The sequence below is a fragment of the Rhodococcus sp. 14-1411-2a genome (assembly GCF_002259485.1).
Taxonomy (GTDB): Bacteria; Actinomycetota; Actinomycetes; order Mycobacteriales; family Mycobacteriaceae; genus Rhodococcoides.
Genome location: NZ_NPGA01000008.1, coordinates 50,303 through 74,533, shown reverse-complemented (window position 1 = coordinate 74,533; position 24,231 = coordinate 50,303). Strand labels below are relative to the sequence as shown.

The 24,231-nt window shown below is 64.9% G+C and carries 19 protein-coding genes; 9 read left to right on the top strand and 10 right to left on the bottom strand.

From position 1 onward, the window contains the following. Nucleotides 1-18 precede the first annotated feature (18 nt). Entirely contained in the window at nucleotides 19-912 is an 894-nt protein-coding gene (locus CH291_RS04250; RefSeq protein ID WP_094686805.1) for a siderophore-interacting protein, read from the top strand. Here the strand turns inward: CH291_RS04250 and CH291_RS04245 are convergent. Next, a complete protein-coding gene (locus CH291_RS04245) occupies nucleotides 909-2,108 on the bottom strand; it encodes an FAD-dependent monooxygenase (RefSeq protein WP_094686804.1) in 1,200 nt (399 codons plus the stop codon). The genes CH291_RS04250 and CH291_RS04245 overlap by 4 nt on opposite strands. A gap of 117 nt (nucleotides 2,109-2,225) precedes the next feature. Between CH291_RS04245 and CH291_RS04240 the strand changes: the two genes are divergently transcribed. The 3 genes from CH291_RS04240 to CH291_RS04230 are packed head-to-tail and all read left to right on the top strand — an operon-like array spanning nucleotide 2,226 to nucleotide 5,894. Then, a complete protein-coding gene (locus CH291_RS04240; RefSeq protein WP_094686803.1) occupies nucleotides 2,226-3,269 on the top strand; it encodes an iron ABC transporter substrate-binding protein in 1,044 nt (347 codons plus the stop codon). Between the two features lie 4 nt (nucleotides 3,270-3,273). Beyond that, on the top strand, nucleotides 3,274-4,842 hold the full coding sequence (locus CH291_RS04235; protein WP_256980725.1) for an ABC transporter permease: 1,569 nt from the start codon (nucleotides 3,274-3,276) through the stop codon (nucleotides 4,840-4,842). Further along, nucleotides 4,839-5,894 (top strand): ABC transporter ATP-binding protein, encoded by a 1,056-nt coding sequence (locus CH291_RS04230; RefSeq protein WP_094670983.1) that lies wholly within the window; start codon nucleotides 4,839-4,841, stop codon nucleotides 5,892-5,894. Before CH291_RS04235 ends, CH291_RS04230 begins: the two co-directional genes overlap by 4 nt. 3 nt (nucleotides 5,895-5,897) lie before the next feature. On the opposite strand, the gene CH291_RS04225 is transcribed toward CH291_RS04230, so the two are convergent. Next, entirely contained in the window at nucleotides 5,898-7,310 is a 1,413-nt protein-coding gene (locus CH291_RS04225) for an MDR family MFS transporter (RefSeq protein WP_068049860.1), read from the bottom strand. Between the two features lie 62 nt (nucleotides 7,311-7,372). On the opposite strand from CH291_RS04225, the gene CH291_RS04220 reads away from it, so the two are divergent. Together CH291_RS04220 and CH291_RS04215 are read left to right on the top strand one after the other, a co-directional pair. Beyond that, the gene (locus CH291_RS04220; RefSeq protein WP_094686801.1) at nucleotides 7,373-8,257 is read left to right on the top strand and encodes a phosphoribosylaminoimidazolesuccinocarboxamide synthase; all 885 of its coding nucleotides are present in this window, start codon (nucleotides 7,373-7,375) and stop codon (nucleotides 8,255-8,257) included. Further along, nucleotides 8,254-10,380 (top strand): S9 family peptidase, encoded by a 2,127-nt coding sequence (locus tag CH291_RS04215; protein WP_094686800.1) that lies wholly within the window; start codon nucleotides 8,254-8,256, stop codon nucleotides 10,378-10,380. Before CH291_RS04220 ends, CH291_RS04215 begins: the two co-directional genes overlap by 4 nt. A 49-nt stretch (nucleotides 10,381-10,429) precedes the next feature. Here the strand turns inward: CH291_RS04215 and CH291_RS04210 are convergent, their stop codons facing one another. Both CH291_RS04210 and CH291_RS04205 read right to left on the bottom strand, forming a co-directional pair. Beyond that, nucleotides 10,430-11,104 (bottom strand): response regulator, encoded by a 675-nt coding sequence (locus tag CH291_RS04210; RefSeq protein ID WP_068049855.1) that lies wholly within the window; start codon nucleotides 11,102-11,104, stop codon nucleotides 10,430-10,432. Beyond that, nucleotides 11,101-12,654: a sensor histidine kinase gene (locus CH291_RS04205; RefSeq protein ID WP_256980723.1), complete on the bottom strand. Its 1,554-nt coding sequence runs from the start codon at nucleotides 12,652-12,654 to the stop codon at nucleotides 11,101-11,103. The genes CH291_RS04210 and CH291_RS04205 overlap by 4 nt, the downstream gene beginning before the upstream one ends. 174 nt (nucleotides 12,655-12,828) lie before the next feature. Between CH291_RS04205 and CH291_RS04200 the strand changes: the two genes are divergently transcribed. The 3 genes from CH291_RS04200 to CH291_RS04190 all read left to right on the top strand — a co-directional run bounded on the left by CH291_RS04200 (nucleotide 12,829) and on the right by CH291_RS04190 (nucleotide 15,623). Then, nucleotides 12,829-14,226 (top strand): cation:dicarboxylate symporter family transporter, encoded by a 1,398-nt coding sequence (locus CH291_RS04200; RefSeq protein WP_094686799.1) that lies wholly within the window; start codon nucleotides 12,829-12,831, stop codon nucleotides 14,224-14,226. Between the two features lie 130 nt (nucleotides 14,227-14,356). Then, nucleotides 14,357-14,866 carry a glutathione peroxidase gene (locus CH291_RS04195; RefSeq protein WP_068283301.1) on the top strand — a complete coding sequence of 170 codons (510 nt, stop codon included), beginning with the start codon at nucleotides 14,357-14,359 and terminating at the stop codon, nucleotides 14,864-14,866. A 55-nt stretch (nucleotides 14,867-14,921) separates the two neighbouring features. Continuing rightward, nucleotides 14,922-15,623: a DUF2334 domain-containing protein gene (locus CH291_RS04190; protein WP_094686867.1), complete on the top strand. Its 702-nt coding sequence runs from the start codon at nucleotides 14,922-14,924 to the stop codon at nucleotides 15,621-15,623. Between the two features lie 149 nt (nucleotides 15,624-15,772). On the opposite strand, the gene CH291_RS04185 is transcribed toward CH291_RS04190, so the two are convergent. From CH291_RS04185 to CH291_RS04160, 6 genes are all read right to left on the bottom strand, one after another. Further along, complete coding sequence (locus tag CH291_RS04185; RefSeq protein WP_094686798.1) at nucleotides 15,773-17,455, bottom strand: glycerol-3-phosphate dehydrogenase/oxidase; 1,683 nt, start codon at nucleotides 17,453-17,455, stop codon at nucleotides 15,773-15,775. A gap of 50 nt (nucleotides 17,456-17,505) precedes the next feature. Continuing rightward, entirely contained in the window at nucleotides 17,506-19,266 is a 1,761-nt protein-coding gene (locus CH291_RS04180; RefSeq protein ID WP_094686797.1) for a thiamine pyrophosphate-binding protein, read from the bottom strand. Between the two features lie 60 nt (nucleotides 19,267-19,326). Beyond that, nucleotides 19,327-20,727: an iron-containing alcohol dehydrogenase gene (locus tag CH291_RS04175; protein WP_094686796.1), complete on the bottom strand. Its 1,401-nt coding sequence runs from the start codon at nucleotides 20,725-20,727 to the stop codon at nucleotides 19,327-19,329. Then, complete coding sequence (locus CH291_RS04170) at nucleotides 20,724-21,581, bottom strand: HAD-IIA family hydrolase (RefSeq protein ID WP_094686866.1); 858 nt, start codon at nucleotides 21,579-21,581, stop codon at nucleotides 20,724-20,726. The genes CH291_RS04175 and CH291_RS04170 overlap by 4 nt, the downstream gene beginning before the upstream one ends. Continuing rightward, nucleotides 21,578-23,077: a glycerol kinase GlpK gene (gene glpK / locus CH291_RS04165; protein ID WP_068049937.1), complete on the bottom strand. Its 1,500-nt coding sequence runs from the start codon at nucleotides 23,075-23,077 to the stop codon at nucleotides 21,578-21,580. Before glpK ends, CH291_RS04170 begins: the two co-directional genes overlap by 4 nt. A gap of 88 nt (nucleotides 23,078-23,165) precedes the next feature. Next, a complete protein-coding gene (locus CH291_RS04160; RefSeq protein ID WP_068049935.1) occupies nucleotides 23,166-24,125 on the bottom strand; it encodes a hypothetical protein in 960 nt (319 codons plus the stop codon). Between the last annotated feature and the right edge of the window lie 106 nt (nucleotides 24,126-24,231).

Genomic DNA, 24,231 nt, shown 5'->3' with positions numbered 1-24,231 from the left:
TATGTATCGAGGGCGAAGATGAACGAACAACCGCGTGGTTACTACTACGCCGACGTCGTTGCAGTGGAACGTCTCACGGTGCACATGGTGCGCGTGACGTTCGGCGGCGAGCACGTTGCCGGCTACCGCACGCTCGGTGTGCCCGACGAATGCGTCGGAGTCTATTTCCCCAGGGCAGGCGAGGCGATCCCGCCGCCGATGACCGAGGTCGACGGGTTCTGGTGGTTCCACGGTCTCGACGACGCTCCCGAAGGGCGCAACTACACCATCCGCCGTCTCGATCCGGAGCGCGGTGAGCTGACCATCGACTTCTTCGCCCACGAGGGCGGTGTCGCATCCACCTGGGCGCAGCAGGCCGTCCCGGGGCAGACGGTGCTGTTCACCCGGCCGCGATCCTGGTATTCACCGCCCCCCGACGTCGAATGGCTGCTGTTGGTCGCGGACATGACCGGGCTGCCCGCACTCGGCCGACTCGTCGAGCAGTTGCCCGCCGAAATGCGTGCGCACGCGATCGTCGAGGTTCTCGAACGCGGCGACATCCAATCCTTCGAGACCAAGGCCGACGTCACGTTCGACTGGCGCATCGGATCCGGAAACGGCGACAGCGCAAGCGTTCTCGACGACGCGGCATTGGCGTACCCCCTGCCCGAGGGGCGCGGTTACGTGTGGTTCGCCGGCGAGGCGTCGTCCTCGCGTCGGGTGCGCAAGTACTTCCGCAAGGAATTGGGCTACGACATCGCGTACTTCGACATCATCGGGTACTGGCGCGCCGACTCCGAGAAGTGGCTCGAGAAATACAAGCAATACCAGGAGGAGGCGCTCGCGGTGTACAACGGCGTCATCGAGTCCGGCCGCTCCGAGCAGGAAGCCAGCGAGGCATTCGATGCGCTGCTCGAGCGGGTGGGGCTCTAACCTGCGTTGTCGAACTCGTAGTCCGGCAGCTCGAGTGTCGCCGCGTCGGGACCGAGGAACTTGCTGCTCACGGCCTGTACCGGCTTCGATCCGGCCAGCCGCAGTGCGGTGCGGAATGCGGCGACTCCCACCGAGGTCTTCGGATGCGCGACGCGAGGCACGCCGGGTGGGAGTTTCTGAGCCTGAGCGACGAACGGACGCATGCGCGTCTCGAAGGCCTCGAACCCGGCGCGATGATCGCTCGCCCGCGCGAGCTCGCCGGCGAGAACGTACGCGCCGGTGACTGACAACGTGGTGCCCATGCCGCTCAACGGCGTTGCGCACCATGCGGCATCGCCGAGCATGCCGATTCTGCCGTCGGACCAGCGCGGGGCCTTCACCTGCGCCAGATAGTCGACGTACAGCTCCGAGTCCGGTCCCAGCGAGTCCAGGATTCGGGGCACTTCCCAACCGACGTCGGCGAACGTCGAACGCAGAGCGGTGATCACACGTTCGGTGGACGCGCCCTCGTAGCCGCTGTCGTCGGACACCCAGGACAGGCTGAATCGCGTCGTGCCGAGGTTGTCCGGTCGTAGATTGGCCACTCGGGATCCGGGGGCGTTGTACCATCGCCACCAGCCGTCGTCGCTCGGTCCCTTCGGCAGTACGCCGTATGCGGTGTACAAGCCGACCGGGGTGGTCTCGGCCTCGCCGGCGAACACCAGTTCTCTGCTGCTGGAACGTATTCCATCGGCGAAGAGAACGAGGTCGAACCTCTCCGCTGTGCCCGTTGCGAAGGTGACATCGACGCCGGCAGCATTCTGAGTCACCCCGACGACGCGATCGCCGTAGCGATACTCGGTGCGTGAACCGGCGGACTCGACCAGAATCCGCGCGAACTCGCCGCGCAGAATTTCCAACTCCGCCGTCGGGCCGTCGTGGGATCCGTCGCCGGCCGGGAAGGCCGCGATGGTGGCGTCGGCGTCGTCGACGAATCGGGTGCCCTTCTCGGTGGTGCCGTTCGCGAGGAGGGTCGCGTCCAGACCCATGCGTCGCAGCACCTCGCGGCCGGAGCCGCGGACGTCGATGTTCTGGCCGCCCAGTCGCAGGTGCGGCGAGCGTTCGAGGACGGTGACCTCGAAGCCGGCTCGGTCCAGCCAGAACGCCGCGGTGGGGCCGGCGATGCTGGCGCCGGTGACGAGTACACGAGAGGTCATGGAGTGGGAGTGCCCGGGCCTGTGGCCGTTCAATCCCGGAGGGAAAGTAGCTGAGCCTCACCTTTGTGGTGTACTTTCATCGAATTGTCCGAATGACCCGTTTTCGTCAGGAGAACCGTGTTCACCGTTCGCCGTCTGGCGCTGCTCTCGTTCAGCGCAACCCTCGCCCTCGGTCTCGTCGCATGCAGCTCGGAAGGCTCCTCCGACGAAGGCACGTCCACCTCCGAGTCCGCCACCGCAGAGTCCTCACTCGTGGTGTACTCCGGCCGCGGTGAAGAGCTCGTCGACCCACTGATCGAGCGCATCGGTGGCGGTATCGAGGTCGACTACTCGGGCAACACCAACGCCCAGGCCGCCAAGATCCTCGAGGAAGGCGACGCCACCCCGGCCGACGTCTTCTACGGTCAGGACGCAGGCGCACTCGGTGCCCTCGACGAGGCCGGTGCTCTCGCGCCGCTGCCCGAGGACATCCTCTCCCTCGTTCCCGAGCAGTACCGCGGTGCCGACGGCACCTGGGTCGCCACCTCGGCGCGAGCCCGCGTGCTGGCCTACAACTCCGATTCGGTGCAGGCCGCAGACCTGCCCACCGGTATCGACGGACTGCTCGACCCGCGCTGGCGCGGACAGATCGGCTACGCACCGACCAACGCGTCGTTCCAGGCCTTCGTCACCGCCCTGCGCGTGCAGCGCGGCGAGGACGGTGCTCGGACCTGGCTCGAAGGATTCGTCGCCAACGAGCCCGTCGCCTTCGAGGGCAACGGCCCGCTGCTGACCGCCGTCAACGACGGACAGGTGGCCACCGGCCTGCTCAACCACTACTACTGGTACCCCTTCAAGGAAGAGAACGGCGACGACGCCCCGGTCGAGCTGCACTACTTCGAGCCCGGTGACCCCGGCGCGCTGATCAACGTCGCCGGTGCCGGTGTGCTGGCCGCCTCGGACAACCAGGAAGCCGCATTCGATTTCGTGCGCGAGTTGCTCTCGACCGAATCGCAGACGTACTTCGCGAACGAGACCGCCGAATACCCCGTCATCGACGGAGTCACCTCGGACTACGACCTGCCGCCGCTGTCCGAGCTGGGCTCGACCGATCTCGATCTCGGTCAGCTCTCGTCGCTCGAGGCCACGCAGACCCTCCTCACCGACGTCGGAATCATCTAGTCGGGTGCTCGCGTCTGCACTTCAGCCGCTTCGGCGGCACCACTTCGGCGGTCGTCCCGTTCTCGGGACGGCCGCGTTGTGCGTGGGAGCGCTGACGCTGACACCCCTGGTCTACCTGTTCGTTCGAGCGTTCGACGGCGGAACCGAGAAGGTGCTGCGACTGCTCCTGCGGCAGCGCACACTCGACCTCGCCATTCGTACGGCAACACTGACGATCACCGTGCTCCTCGCGTCGGTCGTGGTCGGGACGCTGCTGGCGTGGCTGACCGTCCGTACCGATCTGCCGGGGCGACGCTTCTTCGCCATGGTCCTCGCAGCTCCACTCGCCATCCCGTCCTACGTCTCGGGGTACCTGTGGATCGCCGAATTCCCCTCGTTGGCAGGCTTTTCCGGTGCAGCTCTCGTGCTCACGTTGTCCTGCTTCCCGCTGGTGATGCTGCCGGTGTCCGCGGCGTTCGCCACCGCGGACCCCTCGTTGGCCGAGGTCTCGCGAACCCTCGGTCGAGGCGCAGTGCGCACGGCGCTGACCGTCGAGTGCCGTCGCGTCGTTCCGGCCGCGGCAGCGGGCGCACTGCTGGTCGCGCTGTACACCATCAGTGATTTCGGAGCGGTGGCTCTGATGCGATACGACGCGTTCACACTCGGTATCTACAGTGCGTACCGCGGGGGACTCGATCGCACCGCGGCCGCTGTTCTCGGGCTGGTCCTCGTGGTGGGTGCGTTGGTGCTCACGCTCCTCGAACGGCGTGCCCGACGCGGTGCCACGGCGAGGGTGGGATCGGGAACCGACCGGATGGCCGAGCCTGTCGTTCTGGGCCGGTGGCGCGTGCCTGCTCTGGCCGTAGTCGTTGCTGCCCTCGGTGTTTCGGTGCTGGTACCGATTCTGGCCCTGGCGCGGTGGCTGAGTCGATCGCTGCGCTTCACCGTCGACTGGGTGGACGTGCTGGCCGTCACCGCCAAGACCGTCCAGTACTCCGCGACCGCCGCGGTGGTGGTGGCCGTGCTCGCGTTGCCGGTCGCGCTGTTCGCGGCCCGATCCACGTCGAGCGCCGCTCGCGGTGCCGAGCTGTCCACCTACATCGCGCACGGGCTGCCGGGAATCACCGTCGGACTCGCAACGGTCTTTCTCGGAATCCGGTTCCTGCCGTCGTTCTATCAGACGGCCGTTCTGCTGGTACTGGCCTACGTGGTGCTGTTCCTGCCGTTGGCCGTAGGTAGCACCAGAGCTGTCGTCGACGCCACTCCCGTTGTCCTCGAGGATGTTTCACGAACCCTCGGCGCGGGCCGGCTGCGTACCGATCTTCGCGTGACGATCCCTATCGCCGCGCCCGGCATCGCCGCCGGGGCCGCTCTGGTCTTTCTGACCGTCGCCAAGGAACTGCCTGCGACGTTGATGCTGCGGCCGCGGGGAGTAGACACGCTCGCGACCACGCTGTGGTCCACCACCGAGGCGTTCCGATACGGCGAGGCTGCTCCCTACGCCCTGGCCCTGATCCTGATCTCGGTGGTCCCGACGGTCGTTCTGACACGAGCGTTGGGACGCACGACGCGGAAGCGAGTAGCACTGCCATGAGCATGGTGATTTCCGGTCTCGTCGCCTCGTACGGCAGTACGGCGGTGCTGCACGGTATCGATCTCGACCTCGGTGACGGCGAAATGCTTGCCGTCCTCGGCCCTTCCGGCTGCGGCAAGACGACCCTGTTGCGATCGATCGCGGGACTGCACCGCATCGACGCGGGCCGGATCACCTCCGACGGACGGGACATCTCGGTGGCGGGGCAGATTCAGGTGCCACCGGAGAAGCGGGGCATAGGCCTGATGCCACAGGAAGGTGGACTGTTTCCACACCTGACGGTACGAAGGAACATCGAATTCGGTTTGCGTGCAGGGTTTCTGCGGCCCTACCTGTCCGGTCGCGACGAGCGCGCACGACGCGTCGACGAGATGCTCGAACTCGTCGGACTACCCGATTCCGGTGGGGTGAAGCCCAGCGAACTCTCGGGCGGTCAGCAGCAGCGCATCGCGTTGGCGCGTGCGCTGGCACCGGCTCCGTCGGTGGTGTTGATGGACGAGCCGTTCGCCGCGCTCGACGCGGGGCTGCGTACCTCCATTCGACAGGACGTTCGAGAGTTGTTGCAGTCCAGCAAGACCGCGTCGATCCTCGTCACCCACGACCGGGCCGAGGCACTCGGAACAGCCGATCGGGTGGCCGTGCTGCTGGGTGGTCGCTGCGCCCAGATCGACACACCGCGGGAGGTCTACGAGCGGCCCGCCACACCCGCCGTCGCGCGGTTCGTGGGCGACGCCTACTTCGTCGACGCCGTAGCGCGGGGTGGCCACGTCGACACCGTCCTCGGCCGTCTCGAGTCCACCACCCGAGCAACGGGAAACGGGCAGGCGTTGCTCAGGCCCGAGCAATTGGTGGTCTCGGAACGCAAGGACGGCGCATTTTTCGTCGAACACGAGTTCTTCACCGGCCCCGAATCCTCGGTCACTCTGCGGCACTACGACACCGGGCTGCGGCTTCGGGCCATCGCCCGAACCGCCGACCGATTTGCCCCCGGTACCGCCGTCGAGGTGTCCGTGACGTCTCCGGTGCACTGGTTTCCGCGTCAGGTGAGTTGAGAGCTATCGGGTCGGTTCCTTCGCACGTTTGGGCATGAACAGTGCCGCGACGGCCATCACCGCTGCCGCCGCCAGGACACCCAGAAAGACCGGATGGATGGCGTCGGACAGTTGTTCGGGGCTCGGATCGTCGGAGATGCGTGAGTTGACGATGGCACCGAACACCGCGACCCCGACTGCACTGCCGATGGAGCGGGCGAACATGTTGGTCGAGGTGGCGACGCCGCGCTCGGACCATTCGACGCTCGACTGGGCGGCGATGAGGGTGGGGCTGGCGATCAGGCCCATACCGAGGCCTATGACGAAGCACACCGCACCCACCTGCCACACCTGTGAACCGGCACCGAGGCCGGTGGCGAATGCCGCTCCGACGACCGCGATGGAGGCACCGATCAGTGCTGTGGTGCGGAAACCGAACCGGAGGTACACCCGCCCGGAGAGTGATGCCGCGATGGGCCAGCCGAGCGTGAGGGTCGACAGCGCGAAGCCGGCGACGATCGCGCCGGTGCCGAGCACGCCCTGCACGAACGTCGGAACGTAGGACGTCAGGCCGAGGATCAACGCACCGACGAGCAGCGAGATGAAACTGCTGACCACCAGGACACGACGGGTGAACACCCATAGCGGCAGGATCGGCTCCTCGACCCTGGTCTGAACCACTGCGAAAGCGGCGAGCAAGGAGACTCCGGCGGCGAAGATGGCGATGCTGACGGGGGAGTTCCATGCCCAGGACTGTCCGCCCTCGAGCAGTCCCAGCAGCACCAGGGCTGCGCCCACCGTCAGCAGCACGGCACCGAGGTAGTCGATCTTGGGCCTGGTGCGTTCCACGGCTCCCTCGTCGAACTTGCGCCACAGCATCCCCGCGGCCAGCGCGCACAACGGAATGTTGACGAAGAAGATCCAGCGCCACGACAGGTATTCGGAGAAAATTCCGCCGAGCGCGGGCCCGAGCACCGAGGACATCGCCCATACGCTGGCCAGGTAGCCCTGCACCTTGGCGCGCTCGGCCAGCGTGTAGATATCGCCGGCGATGGTGATGCCCATGGGCTGCACGGCACCCGCGCCGAGACCCTGAACTGCTCGGAAGGCGATCAGGGCGGGCATGCTCCAGGCCAGGCCGCAGAGTATCGAGCCGAGCAGAAACACCGCGATGCCGAACAGCATGATCTTCTTGCGGCCGAACAGGTCGGCCAGTTTTCCGTACAGCGGCACCGATACTGCCTGTGCCAGAAGATAGATGGAGAACAGCCACGGAAACTGCGTGAAGCCGCCCAGGTCGTCGACGATGGACAGCACCGCCGTGGCGATGATGGTCGCGTCCAGGGCTACCAGCGACGTGCTGAGCATCAACGCAATCAGTATCGGCCCGCGTTCGGAGCGGAATCCGACTTCCGATGTCGAGTTGTTCGTTGCCACGGCTACCAGTCTGATGCCTGCCGGCACCCCCGCGGCCACCGGCCCAGATAGTGTTGAACATCGTGCGACCATCACTGAGTAGCTACGAGCATCTGGCCGGCGGCAAGGTCCGCGATCTGTACACGATCGACGACGCGCATCTGTTGCTCGTCGCGAGCGACCGAATCTCGGCCTACGACCACATCCTCGACACCCCGATTCCGGACAAGGGACGCGTGTTGACGGCGATGAGCGTGTTCTTCTTCGAGGAACTCGGCGGCGTCAATCACCTGGCCGGTGACCCGCTCGACGAACGCATCCCCGCCGAACTGCTCGGCCGTGCCCTGGTGGTGAAGAAGCTGAGCATGGTGCCGGTCGAGTGTGTGGCCCGCGGCTATCTCACCGGATCCGGGTTGGCGGACTACAACGCGACCGGAGCGGTGTGCGGTGTGCAGCTACCGCCGGGATTGATCGAATCCAGCAAACTCGACCAAGCGATCTTCACTCCCGCGTCCAAGGCCGAGATCGGTGACCACGACGAGAACATCACCTTCGAGCAGGTCGTCGACCTGGTCGGAGCCGAGCTGGCGTTCAAGTTGCGCGAGGACACCATCGAGATCTACACGCGGGCAGCCAACTTCGCTCTGGAACGCGGAATCATTCTCGCGGACACCAAGTTCGAGTTCGGCACCGACGCCGACGGCAACCTCGTCCTGGCCGACGAAGTTCTCACTCCCGATTCGTCGCGTTACTGGCCTGCCGATTCGTACGAGGAAGGTCGCGTCCAGCCCAGCTTCGACAAGCAGTTCGTCCGCGACTGGTTGACGGGCGAATCCGGCTGGGACCGCTCATCCGACACCCCGCCACCTCCGTTGCCGGACGACATCGTCGCCGCAACCCGCAGCCGCTACATCGAGGCCTACGAGCGCATCTCGGGCCTGAACTTCGACGATTGGGTCACGCCATGACGATCACCCCACCCATTGCCAAGAAGGTGCCACTCGAGCGCACCCATCACGGCGACACCTTCATCGACAACTACGAATGGTTGCGCGCCAAGGAAGATCCCGAGGTGATCGCCTACCTCGAAGCCGAGAACGCCTACACCGAGCAGCAGACCGCCGGCCTGGAATCGTTGCGGGGCAAGATCTTCGACGAGATCAAGTCGCGGACCCAGGAGACCGATCTGTCCGTGCCGACGCGCATGGGGCAGTGGTGGTACTACTCGCGCACCGTCGAGGGGAAGTCGTACGGTCTCCAATGCCGTTGCCCCGTCGACTCTCCCGACGACTGGACCCCGCCCACGCTGTCGTTCGACGTGGACGTTCCCGGTGAGCAGGTCCTGCTCGACGCGAATGTCGAAGCGGAGGGTCACGACTTCTTCTCCCTCGGCGCGTTCTCGATCAGCCTCGACGGCACGCTGCTGGCATACTCGACCGATACCGAGGGCGACGAGCGTTACACGCTGCGCTTCAAGAACCTGGAGACCGGCGAGCTGCTCGCCGACACCATCGAGAACGTCGCGCCCGGGGCCACCTGGACTGCCGACGCCACGCACGTGTTCTACCTGACGGTCGACGAATCCTGGCGTCCCGACACCGTCTGGCGACACACCCTCGGCAAGTCCGGGGACGTCAAGGTCTTCCACGAACCCGACGAAAGCTACTGGGTGGGCTTCGGTTCCACCCGCAGCGAGAAGTACCTGATGATCTGGGTCGGCTCGAAGATCACCTCCGAATGCCTCGTGCTGGAGTCCACCGATCCCGAGGGCGAGTTCCGCGTCGTACTGCCCCGCACGGACGGCGTCGAATACAGCATCGAACATGCCGTCGTGGCCGGTGAGGATCGATTCCTCATCACCCACAACGGCTCGGTCAACGGTTGGGGCACCGAGGGGGAGAAGGCCGAGAACTTCCTGCTCGCCGAGGCTCCGGTCTCGGACCCACTCGATCAGCGCATCCTCGTTCCGCATCGCGACGACGTCCGCGTCGAGGACATCGACGCGTTCGCCGGCCACCTGATCTTCACCTACCGGCGAGAAGCCTTGACCCGCATGGCGATCTGGCCGCTGACCGATCAGGGATACGGCGAGTACCGCGAGCTCGAATTCGACGAGGAGCTGTACTCCGTCGGAGCCGGCTCCAACCCGGAATGGGATCAGCCGTTGCTTCGGATGGTCTACACCTCGTTCATCACCCCCGGCCAGGTCTACGACCTCGACATCGCGAGTGGTGAACTGCTGCTTCGTAAATCGCAGCCGGTTCTGGGCAAGTTCGATGCCGGTGACTACGTTCAGCACCGCGAATGGGCCACTGCGCCGGACGGCACGCAGATTCCGCTGTCGGTCATCGCACGCAAGGATGTGCCCGACGGCCCCGCGCCGACGCTGCTCTACGGCTACGGATCGTACGAGGCCTCGATGGATCCGTCGTTCTCCGTCGCCCGGCTCTCGCTGCTCGACCGCGGCATCGTCTTCGTCGTCGCCCACGTACGCGGCGGCGGTGAGATGGGCAGGCACTGGTACGACAACGGCAAGACGCTGAAGAAGAAGAACACCTTCACCGACTTCATCGCTGCGGCACAGCATCTCATCGACACCGGACGCACCTCGCCGAAGCATCTCGTCGCCGACGGCGGCAGCGCGGGCGGATTGCTGATGGGGGCGGTGGCCAACCTCGCGCCGGAGCTGTTCAACGGCATTCTCGCCAACGTTCCGTTCGTCGATCCGCTCACCTCCATCCTCGATCCGTCGCTGCCGCTGACAGTCATCGAATGGGACGAATGGGGAAACCCGTTGGCCAGCAAGGAGGTGTACGACTACATGAAGTCGTACAGCCCCTACGAGAACGTCGAGGCCAAGGACTACCCGTCGATCCTGGCCATCACGTCCATCAACGACACCCGCGTTCTGTACGTCGAGCCCGCGAAATGGGTTGCCGCCCTGCGAGCAACGAAGACGGGTGACTCCGACCTGCTGCTCAAGACCGAAATGAGCGCCGGACACGGCGGAGTCAGCGGTCGATACGAGAAATGGAAAGAAGCGGCCTTCGAGTACGCGTGGATCGTGAGCACCTCCGGCGCACGTGCATAGAAACTCGTAGCCTGCTACGAGTTTCCGCTCACATGCGGCGCCAGCCGCTCTAACGCCACACGTAACGGACCTGCGGTCGCCCGGCTCTGCCGTATTCGGTGTGCCGGGTGACCAGGCCGTCGTCGGCGAGGCGCTCGAGGTACCGCCACGCGGTCACGCGGGAAACTCCGACGACCTTGGCGGCCTCGGATGCGTTGAGTCCGTCAGCGGCTTCTCTGACGCTGGCGGTGATGCCGTCCATGGTTTGTGGAGCAATGCCTTTGGGCGTCGACACGCGTTCGTCGGCTGTTCGTAGATGTGCCATGGCGCGGTCGATGTCGCGTTGACTCGACGCGTTCTCGCCGGCAGGCAACGCGGCATGGAATTCGCGATAGCGCTCGAGCTTGTCGCGGAACGCGGCGAACGTGAACGGCTTGAGCAGATACAGCACGATGCCGTGTGCCACCGCCGAACGCACCACCGACAGATCCCGCTCGGAGGTGATGGCGATGACGTCGGGACTCGGCCGCAGACCACCGAGCGCGGCCGCGACGTCGATGCCGCTCGCATCGGGCAGCCCGATGTCGAGCAACACCAGATCGACGGCCTCGGTACTGGCGAAGCGCATGGCCGAAGCGCCGGTGTGCACCACCCCGGCCACCTCGAAGCCCGGGGTGCGCTCGACGTACGTCTTGTGGGCCTCGGCGATCAAGGGTTCGTCGTCGACGATCAGTACCCGGATCACGATGTCGAGCCCGGGATGGTGGCAACCATGACAGATCCGTACGTCACTTCCGACGTCAGAGTGCCCCGATGGCGGTTGATGACCTGGGCCACCAGCGCCAGCCCCAGACCGCGTGAGCCGGACTTGGTCGAGTAGCCGCGCCGCAGAGCAGCTTTCAGCGTCTCGGGCGGCATTCCGGGACCACTGTCGGCAACGCGTACGACGAGTTCGGCGTCGGCGTCACGGACGGTCACTTCGACCCACGGCTGATCGGATTCTTTCGAGGCATCGATGGCATTGTCTATCAGATTGCCTACCAGCGTGACCAATTCGCGGGCCGTCAGCACTCCTTCGTCCTCCATCGCCGTGTCGTCGGTGATGGTGAGCTCCACACCCTGCTCGGCAGCTTGACTGACCTTGCCCAGCAGCAGCGCCGCGAGTGCAGGCTCGCCGACGGAGTTCATCAGGCGGTCGATCAGCGTCTGCGAGAGTTCGAGATCGGCGGTGGCGAACTCGACGGCCTCCTGCGGCCGGCCGAGCTCGACCATGGTGATGACGGTGTGCAGCCTGTTCGCCGACTCGTGCGCCTGTGAACGCAGCGACTCCGCAAAACTGCGCACCGAGTCCAATTCACCCATCAACGAACGCAATTCGGTCTGATCGCGAATCGTCAGCACATTGCCCAGGCGTCGGCCCTCCCACATCACCGGATCCTGATTGACGACGAGCACCCGATCCTTCGTCAGATGCAACTCACCGCGCACGATGCCGGTGTCCATCTGCTGCATCGACTCCGGCAGCGACGCGAGCGAGACCGGGCCCTCCGGCAGATCGAGCAGGCGTCGGGCCTCGTCGTTGACCAACTCCGCCTCGTCGCTGCGGCCGAACACCAACAAGCCTTCACCGATCGAGTGCAGGACGGCATCGTGATGCTCGTACATCGTGCGCAGTTCCGCCGGTGCCATCCCCAGTGTCTGACGCCGAAGCCGGCGACTGAGCAGCGTCGATCCCGCTGCGGCGACGACGAACGCAGCGAGCACGACTCCGATGATCAGCGGGAGGCCCTGGAAGAACTGATCACTGATCTTCTGGCGAGTGACTCCTGCCGAGACGAGGCCGACGATCTCACCTTCTGTATTTGTGACCGGGGTGACCGAACGGATCGACGGCCCGAGAGACCCGACGTAGGTCTCGGTGAACGTCTCACCTTGTAGCGCGCGATCGATGTTGCCGCTGAACGGTTTACCGATCAGGTCGACGGTGGTGTGCGTGAAACGGGTGCGATCCGGGGCCATGACGACGATGAAATCGACACCCGTGACCTGACGGATCTTCTCGGTTTCCGGCTGCAGACGTGACGTCGGGTTTTCGGATGCGATCGCAATGGGCGTCGACGGTTCGTTGGCGATGCTGACCGCGATCGCCGTGACTTCGCGTCGGGTCGCGTCGTCGCTGTTGGACCGTTCGTTGAGCACCGTCAGGATGCCGCCGGCGAACACGACGACCCCGATGACGACGAGCTGCAACACCAACACCTGGCCGGCGACGCTCAGCGGACGTTTGGCGGACAACGGATTCCTTTCGCGCAAGAACAGTCGGTGTGAACGAAATGAACGTATAGGTGACTCCTGTCACGGCGTCGAGCAACATCATCTCTCAGCAGGGGTGATGCACCTCACTCCACTCCCAGTAGTCACGAAGTCCGCAGTTCGACTCGCGCTTCATTTGAACCAGAAGGAAGACTCATGACAACCATCGATGCCGAGCGGTTCGACAATCCGCCAGCCGAGCCCAAGAAAAAGCGCGACAAGACTCACTGGCTCTACATTGCCGTGATCATCGCGGTGATCGCCGGTGTGATCGTCGGATTGACGGCAAAGGACTTCGCCGTCGAGCTCGCGGTGCTCGGTACGCTCTTCGTCAGCCTGATCAAGATGATGATCAGCCCGGTCATCTTCTGCACCATCGTCCTCGGTATCGGATCGGTCCGCGCCGCAGCCAGTGTCGGCCGCGTCGGTGGCCTTGCCCTGGCCTACTTCCTGACCATGTCGACCATCGCCCTCGGCATCGGCATGGTCGTCGGCAACCTGATCCAGCCCGGTGACGGCCTGAACATCCCCACGGCGGGTGCAGGTGCGGAGTACGCGGCCGACGCCGAGGCGGCAGGCGGCACCATGGACTTCATCGCCGGCATCATCCCCACGTCGTTGCTGTCATCGCTCACCGCCGGTTCGGTGCTGCAGACGCTGTTCGTCGCCATCCTGGTCGGGTTCGCACTGCAGGCCATGGGCAAGAGCGGCGAGGGCATCCTCAAGGGCATCGGTTCGGTGCAGAAGCTCGTGTTCCGCATCCTGACCATGATCCTGTGGCTCGCGCCGATCGGCGCTTTCGGCGCCATCGCCGGTGTCGTCGGCAAGACCGGTTTCGACGCGGTCATCCAGCTCGGCACCTTGATGCTGGCGTTCTACATCACCTGCTTCATCTTCGTCTTCTTCTTCCTCGGGCTGATCCTCAAGTTCGTCTCCGGCTTCTCGATCTTCAAGCTGGTCAAGTACCTGGCCCGCGAGTACCTGCTGATCGTCGCCACGTCGTCCTCCGAGTCGGCTCTGCCGCGTCTGATCGCGAAGATGGAGCACGTCGGAGTCGAGCGCACCACCGTCGGCATCGTCGTCCCCACCGGTTACTCGTTCAACCTCGACGGCACCGCGATCTACCTGACGATGGCCTCGATCTTCATCGCCGACGCCATGAACCTGCCGCTCTCGATCCCCGAGCAGTTCTCGCTGTTGCTGTTCATGATCATCGCCTCGAAGGGCGCGGCCGGAGTCTCCGGAGCCGGTCTGGCCACGCTGGCCGGCGGCCTGGAAAGTCACGCCCCTCAGCTGCTGGACGGCGTCCCGATCATCGTCGGAATCGACCGCTTCATGTCCGAGGCCCGCGCCGTGACCAACTTCTCGGGTAACGCCGTCGCCACCCTCTTGGTCGGTACCTGGACCAAGACTCTGGACAAGGAACGAGTCAACACCGTCCTCGACGGCGGACTGCCGTTCGACGAGGAGACCATGGTCGACGACCACCTCCCCGAGGACGACCGACCTGCCGACAAGCAGGTCATCATCGAAAAGCACGCCGCCAAGGCGTAATACCTGCCGGGCGCCGCGCATCCCCCCGTCGCCCGGTTCGGAAGAACCAAGAACGACCCCGCCACCAGCGGGGTCGTTCTTGTTTTTCGTACGTCGGTTCCATTCTGTCGGTACTCACAGGTAAGTTCGGATGATGACTGAAGTTCAGAACATCGGCATCAACACGCTGGGTGGTGCGCCCACCTCGCTAGACGAGTACGCCGGAAGAGCCGTACTCGTGGTCAATGTCGCCTCCAAGTGCGGACTGACCCCGCAGTACGAAAAGCTCGAGAAGCTCGCCAACGAATACTCGGCGCGAGGCCTGTCGGTCGTCGGAGTGCCCTGCAATCAGTTCGGTGGCCAGGAACCGGGCACCGCAGAAGAGATCGAGACCTTTTGCTCCACCACGTACGGCATCACGTTCGCGATGACCGAGAAGGTCGACGTCAACGGTGACAACCAGCACCCGTTGTACGCCGAACTGACCAAGACCGAAGACGCCGACGGCAAGGCCGGAGACGTCCAGTGGAACTTCGAGAAGTTCCTGATCTCGCCCGACGGCGTCGTGACCGATCGTTTCCGTCCGCGCACCGAGCCGGACGCACCCGAGGTGCTCGCAGCGATCGACAAGATCCTGCCGAAGGACACGATGGCCGTTTAGCTTCTGTCTGCATCGACGTCGAGCCTCGTTCACGCTGGTGTGCGAGGCTCGAGTCATGTCTGGACGCCTGATCGTGTCGGTGAGCGGAATCAAGAACGACACCTACGAGCACGCCGCCGAGTTCGCGCGGATCCTCGACGGTCGCGGCGTTCCGCTGTCGCTGCTCGTCGCACCTCGGTTGAAGGACAAGTACCGCCTCGCAGCCGACGTGCCCACCCAGGAATGGTTGCGGGCGCGACGCGACGGCGGCGACGCGATCGTTCTGCACGGCTACGACCAGGCCGCGACGAAGCGTCGACGATCCGAGTTCTCCTCGCTGCCGCGTCACGAAGCACGACTGCGTCTGATGGCCGCCGACCGCGTCATGGAACAGACGGGCCTGCGCACCCGAATCTTCGCCGCTCCGCGCTGGATCGCCTCACCCGGAGCCGTCGAAGCCCTCCCCGACGCGGGCTTCCGAATGTTGGCCGCGCTGAACGGTATTCACGATCTCGACCGCGACGGCGTGGTGCGTGCCCGAGTATGGGGAATCGGCGAAGGATTCAAAGCCGAACCGTGGTGGTTCAAGGCACTGGTAATCGGCGCAGGCCGCACCGCGCGACGTGACGGAGTGGTGCGCCTGGCCATCAGTGCCAAGCAACTCGGACGCCCGGGACCGCGACAGGCAATCCTCGACGCCATCGACCTCTCCCTGCACCACGGAGCCGAGGCCGGCGTGTACGAATGGCTGCCGCGCAGCAACTCTCGCGTGGCCTAGCAAGCCGTTCGCTGCCCTCCACCCCACCCCGCGTCACTCCGTTGCGACGCATCCTTCTGGAGCCTCCTTTTCGGGATCAATGTGGGTTTCAGTCGCTTGGACTGCAACAAAGTCGCATTGATCCCGAAGGGGGGGTACGGGAGGGTTGGTCAGCTGCTGGTCGTCGAGTACGACGCCTGGGCTTCGAGTTCCGACGCAACGGTGTGGCGCGTGCAGGAGGTCAAGCGTTTGACGTATTCCCGATTTTCTCGAAGATCCCGCGCGACGTGGTCGGTGGACCATCCCGCGTGCTGTTCGAGGATTCGCCCCACGGCCTCGGCGGCACCGTCCTGCGCGCCGGGTTCGATGCCGATCATGATGCGCCGATGCAGGATGTCGGCCAGGGTGACTGCGTATTCCTCTCGGATTGCCAGCATCACTTCGGCGGCCAGGAACGCGCCGCGACCGTGTCCGACCACCTCTGCCAGTTCCGGTTCGGTGCGCGTCAACTCGAGCAGTTCGTCCACGCGGCTGCCGTACACGGCCACCAATCGGTCCACGAGATGTTCGGATAGACCCAGATCGTCTGCAGCCGAGCGTAATCCGCGAGCAGGATCAGGGCCTGCACCGGGCAGTGGCGTGGTGCGAGCACAGAACGTCGGCTTCGGGCGCTTCATCTTCCGGTAGACCATCGTCAGCGTCTCCTCGGCCAGCGATAGGTGCGGCGTCAGCTTGCCGCCGACGACCGAGATCAGCCCCTCCAGCTCGTCGTGATCGACGATGTCGTGGCTGCGGGAGATGGCCCGAGTGTCCCCATCGGCTTGGAAGGGGAGGGGCCGAACACCCGCGTACGTCATCACCACCGACTCGCGCGTCAATCCGGCACCGGGGATCAGCTCGTTGGTCTCGGCCAGGATGTAGTCGATCTCGTCCTGCGTTGCCGCCACGGTGTCAAGGTCGCCGTCGAAGCGGTCGTCGGTGGTTCCGATGAGGAAGTGCCCGCGCCACGGAATGACGAGCACGGCGCGGTTGTCCGACCGGGCCTCGTAGTACACCGCGCACGTCGGAGCGCCGGGAAACGGCCCGACGACGGCGTGAGTTCCCTTGGTACCGCCGATCAATCGCGGCATCGAGGGTGCGGAGCCGACCAGGATGTCATCGACCCACGGACCGGCTGCGTTGACGATGACCGTGGCCCGAACCGCGGCCGATCGTCCGGTCGTGACGTCGAGGAGCTCGACGCCGGTGACCGTGGATCCCTGTGTGGTCAACGCAATTGCCTGGGTGTGGTTACGCACTGTAGCACCGTGACGCGCCGCGTCGAGCACATTCTCGACGACCAATCGCTCGGCGAACTCGACCTGGCCGTCGTAGTAGTGCAGACCACCCGCGAGTGACGAGGTATCCAGACCTCCGAGTTCGACGGCCATCGCCTTCTTGTTCAATCTGCGGTGTCGAGGCACCGACTTGTTCCAGGACAAGGCGTCGTACATGGCCATGCCGACCCGCATCATCCAACCCGGTTTGTGGTTGTGGCCGTAGAGCGGAACGACGAACGGCAACGGCTTGACCAGATGAGAAGCAATGTCGAACAGTGCTTCCCGGTCGCGCAGTGACTCGTGCACCAATGCGAACTCCATGAATTCGAGGTAGCGAAGTCCGCCGTGCATCAACCTGCTCGACCAACTGGACGTGCCGCCCCCGAAATCTCCCTTGTCGATCAGGAGGGTTCGGGTGCCCTGCAGTGCGGCCTCGCGGGCGATCGCCGCCCCGTTGATGCCCGCACCGATCACGACGAGGTCGTACTCGTGCGCGGCCACCTCGTCGAGATCCAGTCGTGTGGTGTTACTCATGTCTGTCCTTCTCGTCGTTCCGCTCGGTCTGTGGACCTGTTGCTGTGCAGTTACTTTCGGCCCGCAGACTGCTGCCACGGGCGAGCCTGGTAGACCGTTCCCGGGCGTGGATAGAATTTGCCCGACGCCAATCGGCGGGTGTAGCTGTCGATCGGCGTCGCGTCGGGATCGATTCTGATCTCGACGACGGTGGGTCCTTCGGTGCTGAAGGCCTTGTCGAATGCGTTGGCCAGCTCGTCGGCCGAGGTGACCAGAATTCCCTGCATTCCCAGACCTGCCGCCGCCGCGGCGTACGAGGTGCTGGCCTTTTCACTCTCCAGGTCCACGGAGTAGCGCAGACCCTCGTAGTGGAGGTGCTCCCACATGCGGAGCCATCCCCAGGTTCCGTTGTTGAGGACGACGTGCACGATGTTCATGCCGTGGGCGGCCTGGGTGGCCAATTCGCCTACCGAGTAACTGAATCCGCCGTCGCCCGAGACGGTGACGATGCGCGCTTCGGGGCGGGCTTTCGCGGCACCCATCGACGCCGGGGTCGAGTAGCCGAGCCCGCCCTGTCCGCGTGCGAACAGGAAGTTGCGTCCCGGCACCGGGTTCTTCAGATAGTTCGATATCCAACCGGCGCTGAAGCTGGCGTCGGAGACGACGATGTCGTGGGGCCGCAGATGCTTGGCCAGTTCGGTCATGGCCCTCGGCGGCATGACCGGGCTCGCCTCACTCAGTCTCAGTGGTTCGGTCGATGCCCATGCGGCAATCTTCGACTCCGCAATTCGCTTCTGCCACTCCGGAACCGACTTGGGTTCCACCAGCGGGACGAGCGCTTCGAGGGTGGCCTTGACATCGCCCAGCAGTCCGGACGAAGGCCCGAAGGTTCGGCCGAGTTGACTGCCGTCGACGTCGACCTGGATGGTCATCTGCTCAGGACGGGGCAGGGCCCAGTTCAGCGACGTGTTCTGTCCCACTTTGGATCCCAACCAGATGATGAGATCGGCCTCGCCGGCCAGCTCACGCGCGGCCTGTGATCCGAGAGGGTTCAGTACGCCCACCGAGTAGCTTTCGGTCTCGGTGACCGAGCCCTTGCCGGTGAAGCTGGTGCCCACTGCGGCGCCGACGCGAGTGGCGAACTCGGCGAGCTCCGCGGTTGCTCCCGAACCCAGAACGCCGCCACCGGCAATGATGTACGGACGCTCGGCCTTGGCGATCAACGCTGCGGCGGTGCGCAGTTCGTCGTCGGAGGGCCTGCTTCGGTACGCAGGTGCGGAGTTGAATCTTTCCTCTACCTGGAGATCTGTTTCTTCCCACTCCTCGTCCAGCACATCGTGTGGAATCACCACGGCCGTCGGGCCGGGCTTGCCGGTGGTGGCAGTGCGGAACGCCGCTCGCACCAGATCGGGGACTGTCTCCAGGTCCGGTGCCAGCCAGGACTGCTTGGTCATGGTCTGCAGGAACGGCATCTGATCGAACCCCTGGGAACCGACGCCACCGTCGCGCAGCGGAACCCAGGACCGTGGGAGTTCGCCGACGATGGCAACGATGGGCACCGAGGCGTTCATGCTCTCGATGAGTCCGTCGGGAAGCTTCGTCGTGCCGGGGCCGACGGTCACGTCGACGATTCCCGGCTTACCGCTCACTCGTGCATAGGCGTCGGCGGCGTAGGCCGCGGATCGCTCGTCACGGCAGCCGAGATGGGACATGTCTTTCCTGTTCGACAGACCCTGGTAGAACGCAGCCGTCTGGCCGCCGGGCTGTCCGAACACCTGTGTCACTCCGTGCTTGCGCAGAATTTCTGCGACGAGATCGCCACCGTGTGGCATGAGACACGCTCCTTGTTGTCGGGTCGAGAGTTGTTGGTGCGTAGAGGGAATGGTCTTCGGTTAGAGTCCGCCGCCGGACTCGGCGGCGCGGTCGAGTACGCGGTCGATGAATTCGTCTGTCCAGCGGCCGGATACGAGCAGCGCGTCGCAGAGCGTGAACCGATCTCGCATGAGCGGAAGTGTGCGCATGATCCACCGAACAGTCTCGCGGTCGACTGGCGGTGTCAGCTGCGAGAACCTGGTCGGTGCGCCGATGGCTGCCAGATCGGCAGCGATGTCGGCTGCGGGTCGGAGAAGGGCAACCAACGCGCGGCGGTGGTCGGGCCAGTTCGCCACGAAATCGTCGAGTTCACTGCGCGCGCTCGACCATCTGTCCATCTTGGTCGCCACATTGCGGGCACAGGCGGCTCCGACCCTGCCCGAGGGGTCGATCGATTCCCATGCCCCGATGACCGAGGACTCGAGGTCCGGTATCGGTGTGACCGCGTCGTCGACGTCGATGGCGAGAGCATCGAAGGATTCGATTGCACTCTCCCACAACGCCGCTGACATCACCGCGGCAACACCCACCTGAGCGCCGTGCAGGTCGTGGTCGGTACCTCGGGCCACTGCCGCCATGTCGATCAGGTGGCTGATCAGATGTTCGCAGCCCGACACCACGGCCGTCGTACCGGTGACGCCGATGCCGAGCCCCCCATAGGTGAGGGTATCGAGGAGGGCACCGAGATCCAGCTCCGTCAGCGACGGTGCATCTCGAAGCCGCTCCGCCGCTGCACCGATGACGGCGAGAACGTCGGAGTCGAACTCGGTGTCCATGCCCAGAGTGCACGCCAGATACCAGTCGGCAGGCGCGCACCAGATCGCGGCCGCATCTCCGAATCCTGCTCGGGTCAGCGCGGCCGGTGCGTGGGCGACCACGTCGTGGTCGATGATCAACGCGACGGGCCAGGCGGTGGGAACCGTGCTCTTGGTGCCGCTGCGGACCAGCACCGACAGTGGATCGGAGAAGCCGTTCACCGACGCACATGTCTGGATCACCACGAGGGGAACGCCATGCCGATGGGAGAGCACCTTGCCGAGGTCCACGATGGTGCCACCGCCGACGGCCACGATGACCGCACACCCCGCGCTGGCGGCGGTGGAACCGTCCACCGTTGTTTCGTCGAGAACCACCGTCCCGTGCCGGTGGTTCGGGACCGACACCTCGGCCGTGAAGTGTCGGGAAACAGTGCTCTCGATCTCGGCGAGGACGTCGCGTGAACCCACCGAGATCGGTGTGCCGTCGTGCAGGATCACCGCCGTACCCGATGCATCGAGTTCTGCCAGAACAGAGTTCAACTCCGCCAACGCCCCCGGAGCACTGACGAGCGTGCGGAGCGTCGACGCGGCGTGGTCGATGCCGATCTGCGCGAGATAACGCGCTGTGTCCGTCGTCGCGCCGACGGTCTGCGGCCGGCTCATCCTGCGCTCCGAGCCGATCGAACAGGCAGCAGATCATCGACCGATTCGACGATGTACGTGGGCCGACCCTCTGGCTCTGCCCGGTCGACATCGTCGAGAGTCGATTCGCCGGTGAGCACGAGAGCCGTCGAGGTGCCGGCGTTCACCCCCATGGCGATGTCGGTGGTGAGCCGGTCGCCGACGACGAGCGTGGTGGCCGGATCGATCCCGGTGAGCGCGCTGATGGTCTCGAACATGAACGAGCTGGGTTTGCCCATCTGCGCAACGGCGACCACTCCTGCGCTCGCCTCGATGGCTGCCGTGACGGCCGCCGCGTCCGGATCGCCGAATCCTCCTGGGAGAGGACAGAACCGGTCAGGGTTGGAGGAGACGAGAATCGCGCGACGGTAGACGGAGAGTGCCTCGAAGGCGATCTTGAGTTTGCGGTAGTCGAATCCGCGGTCGTAGCTCGCGACCACGACGTCGATCTCCCGTGGATCCTCGCTCAGTTCGAGACCGGCCGCCGAGATCGAGTCCTTCAGCGGCTGTTCACCGATGACGAAGATCTTGCCTTTCGAGGCATTCTCGGCCAACCACCGCACCGTCGTCATCGACGTGGTGATCACGTCGGACACCTGCGCCGGTATGCCGAGCGATGTGAGCTTGTCGGCGTATTGCTGTGGCGCACGGGTGGGGTTGTTGCTGCAGAACACGACTCGACGACCATGGTCGCGGAGCGCTTCGATCAGGTGCGCTGCACCGGGCAGCAGTTCGTCGCCGAGATAGAGCGTGCCGTCGAGGTCGAAGACGTAGGACTCGAACAGCTGTGTCGGTCTGTGCAGAATCGACTGTGTGAGTGTCGAAGTCGGCGTCATCGGGTCGTCACCTTGCGGGCCCAACCCTTGGAGAGTTCGACTGCCTCGATCCAGCCCGCGTACATCTCCTCGGCTTTGGTGCGGTCCATCTTGGGCTCGAAGGTGCGGTCCACCGACCACAGTGCCTCGATTTCGTCGAGGGATTCCCATACCCCGGTGCTCAATCCGGCCATCAGCGTCGCCCCCAGCGCAGTGGCTTCGGTGATGGCGGGCCGGATCACGGGGATGCCGAGGATATCGGCCTGGAGTTGGCAGAGCATGTTGTTGTTCACCGCGCCGCCGTCGACCCGCAGCTCGGGCAACGTGACCTGACCGTTCGCGGTGATCGCGTCCACGACATCGCGGGTTTGGAAGACCATGGATTCGACGGCTGCGCGGATGATGTGCAATCTGTTGGTGGAGCTGCTCATTCCGACGATGCAGGCACGGGCGTAGGGATCCCAGGTCGGTGCGGCGAGTCCGGTGAAGGCGGGAACCAGGTACACACCGTCGGTGCTGGCCACCTGACCTCCGTACCATTCGCAATCCGCAGCTCCGTGAATGAGTTTCATGTCGTCGCGCAGCCACTGCATGGTCTTGCCCATGCTGAACAGCACGCCCTCGTTCTCGTAGCGGACATCGTCACCGACACCCCAGGCGACGGATGTCGTTGCGCCCTCGACCATCTGCGGGGTGTCGCCGCAGTTGATCGTCAGGACCCCTGCTGTTCCGTACGTCATCTTGGCCTGACCGGCTCGGAAGCAGACCTGCCCGAAGAGCCCGGCTTGCTGATCGCCCATGTTGGACGCGATGGGAATCGGTGCCCCGAACGTGGCACCGGCGTCGCCGACGATCGTGTCCGAGGAGACGACCTTCGCGAGCATGCAGCGCGGAATGCCGTAGGCGTCGAGCAGATCCTGATCCCATTCACGGGTGTGGATGTTGAACATCATCGTTCGCGAGGCGTTGGAGTAGTCGGTGACATGGGCGCACCGTCCGGTGAGGTTCCAGATCAGCCAGGTGTCGATGGTGCCGGCCAACAGTTCCCCCTTCTCCGCCCGCTCGTGCGCTCCCGGCACGGTCTCGAGAATCCAGGCGATCTTGGACGCGGAGTAGTAGGCGTCCGAGTTCAGGCCGGTGCGCTCGCGAATGACGGGGTCCAGTCCACGTTCCCGCCACCGCTCGATCACGCCGTTGCTCTGGCGCGACGCCCAGACCACCGCGTTGTGGATCGGTCGCCCGGTCTCCTTGTCCCACACCACGGCCGTTTCCCGTTGGTTCGTCAGTGCGATCGCGGTGATGTCGGTCGGTTCGAGATCGGCGCTCCGCAGTGCCTCGCGCATCGTTTCCAGCTGTGCGGTGAGGATTTCGAGCGGATCGTGTTCGATCCAGCCCGAGTTCGGATAGATCTGAGTGATTTCGCGTTGCGCTACCGCGCGGACCTCGCACTTCTCGTCGAAGATGAGAGTTCTTGCGCTGGTGGTGCCTTCGTCGATTCCGAGAATGTACTGAGTCATGGCTGACGCTCTTTCCGTCGTGTCGTGGCGAGATGGGGTTGGTGTTTCGGGTGAGATCGAGTTACCGCTGTGGGGCCGATGGGCCGGTTCAGATTTGTCCGAATATCAGTTGGGTGCCGACGATCAGCGATGTCGTGACGGCGATGGCGCACGCTGGAGGGTCGAAGTGGCTGTCTCCGAGCGTGTGGAAGATGCGGGAGCTGAGCTCGGCGAGAAAAGCGCTGAACAATCCCACTCCGACGGCCGCCAGCAGTGCGATCGTGCTGGGCGCACCTGCGGAGAGAACGGCGACGGCGGCCAAGCCGGCGGGCAACGTGATGTGATGCGATACCGGACCGGACAGGCCGATCTGCAGCAGCAGGAGTGTCGTGGCACTGAATCCGAAGAGCAGGATGGGGCCCAGTGCTCGGGCCGACTCCGGAAGGCTGACGATCAGCCAGCCCGCAGCCAGTCCGAAGCCGACAGCGACGGTGCCAACCTGCAGCCGGTGCGATTGGAACGGTAGCCAGGCCTGCGTCGCGGTCGGGTGCCACCGGGTGGCGATCTGTGCGCCCGGGCCACCTCGGTTCGATGCCACCAGTCCGGTGCGTCCGAACGAAAGGCGCGTTGCCGCAGCAAGAATCACGACCGTGAGGGCGACAGTATCGGTGAGCACCACCGCCGAGGTAATCGTCGAGTCGATGCTCACGGCGGATTTGAGAGCCTTTTCGAGCGCGAATCCGAGAACTCCGAACGCGCCGCCGACGAGCAGCACGCTGCTGCTACCGAGGCCGACCAGCGGCGAGAGAATGTTCTTGCCGTCGTCCAGCTTGCCGGTGCGTTTGGCGTATGCCGCCGCCGCAACCGCCCCGACGAACGCCACCTGGGGGCCGAGAAAGGGCCCGAATGCCAGCTGCCCCAGGAAGTCGTAGTCGGAACCGGCCAGCGCTGCCACCACGCCGACGATGCAGAAGATGCCGCAGAGACTGAAGACGAACAGTCCACCGAGGGCAGCGCCGACCAACCCACCGCCGAATGCAGCGATGTACGCGACCAGTTGAAGATCCACGGCAAGAGTCCTTTGTTCGAGACGGTGAGGTGCCCGTTCACGGGTCCTCGTGGTGGAGCCCGTCCACTCCTGGCCCGAGGTGACGGGTGGGAATGCGGGGCGAAAC

Excerpts from the sequence above, each read along its gene's own strand:
- CH291_RS04200 (WP_094686799.1), top strand. The coding sequence starts at position 12,829 with ATGACAACCATCGATGCCGAGCGGTTCGACAATCCGCCAGCCGAGCCC.
- CH291_RS04215 (WP_094686800.1), top strand. The coding sequence starts at position 8,254 with ATGACGATCACCCCACCCATTGCCAAGAAGGTGCCACTCGAGCGCACC.
- CH291_RS04195 (WP_068283301.1), top strand. The coding sequence starts at position 14,357 with ATGATGACTGAAGTTCAGAACATCGGCATCAACACGCTGGGTGGTGCG.
- CH291_RS04250 (WP_094686805.1), top strand. The coding sequence starts at position 19 with ATGAACGAACAACCGCGTGGTTACTACTACGCCGACGTCGTTGCAGTG.
- CH291_RS04230 (WP_094670983.1), top strand. The coding sequence starts at position 4,839 with ATGAGCATGGTGATTTCCGGTCTCGTCGCCTCGTACGGCAGTACGGCG.
- CH291_RS04245 (WP_094686804.1), bottom strand. The coding sequence starts at position 2,108 with ATGACCTCTCGTGTACTCGTCACCGGCGCCAGCATCGCCGGCCCCACC.
- CH291_RS04175 (WP_094686796.1), bottom strand. The coding sequence starts at position 20,727 with ATGAGCCGGCCGCAGACCGTCGGCGCGACGACGGACACAGCGCGTTAT.
- CH291_RS04185 (WP_094686798.1), bottom strand. The coding sequence starts at position 17,455 with ATGAGTAACACCACACGACTGGATCTCGACGAGGTGGCCGCGCACGAG.
- CH291_RS04190 (WP_094686867.1), top strand. The coding sequence starts at position 14,922 with ATGTCTGGACGCCTGATCGTGTCGGTGAGCGGAATCAAGAACGACACC.
- CH291_RS04170 (WP_094686866.1), bottom strand. The coding sequence starts at position 21,581 with ATGACGCCGACTTCGACACTCACACAGTCGATTCTGCACAGACCGACA.
- CH291_RS04180 (WP_094686797.1), bottom strand. The coding sequence starts at position 19,266 with ATGCCACACGGTGGCGATCTCGTCGCAGAAATTCTGCGCAAGCACGGA.
- glpK (WP_068049937.1), bottom strand. The coding sequence starts at position 23,077 with ATGACTCAGTACATTCTCGGAATCGACGAAGGCACCACCAGCGCAAGA.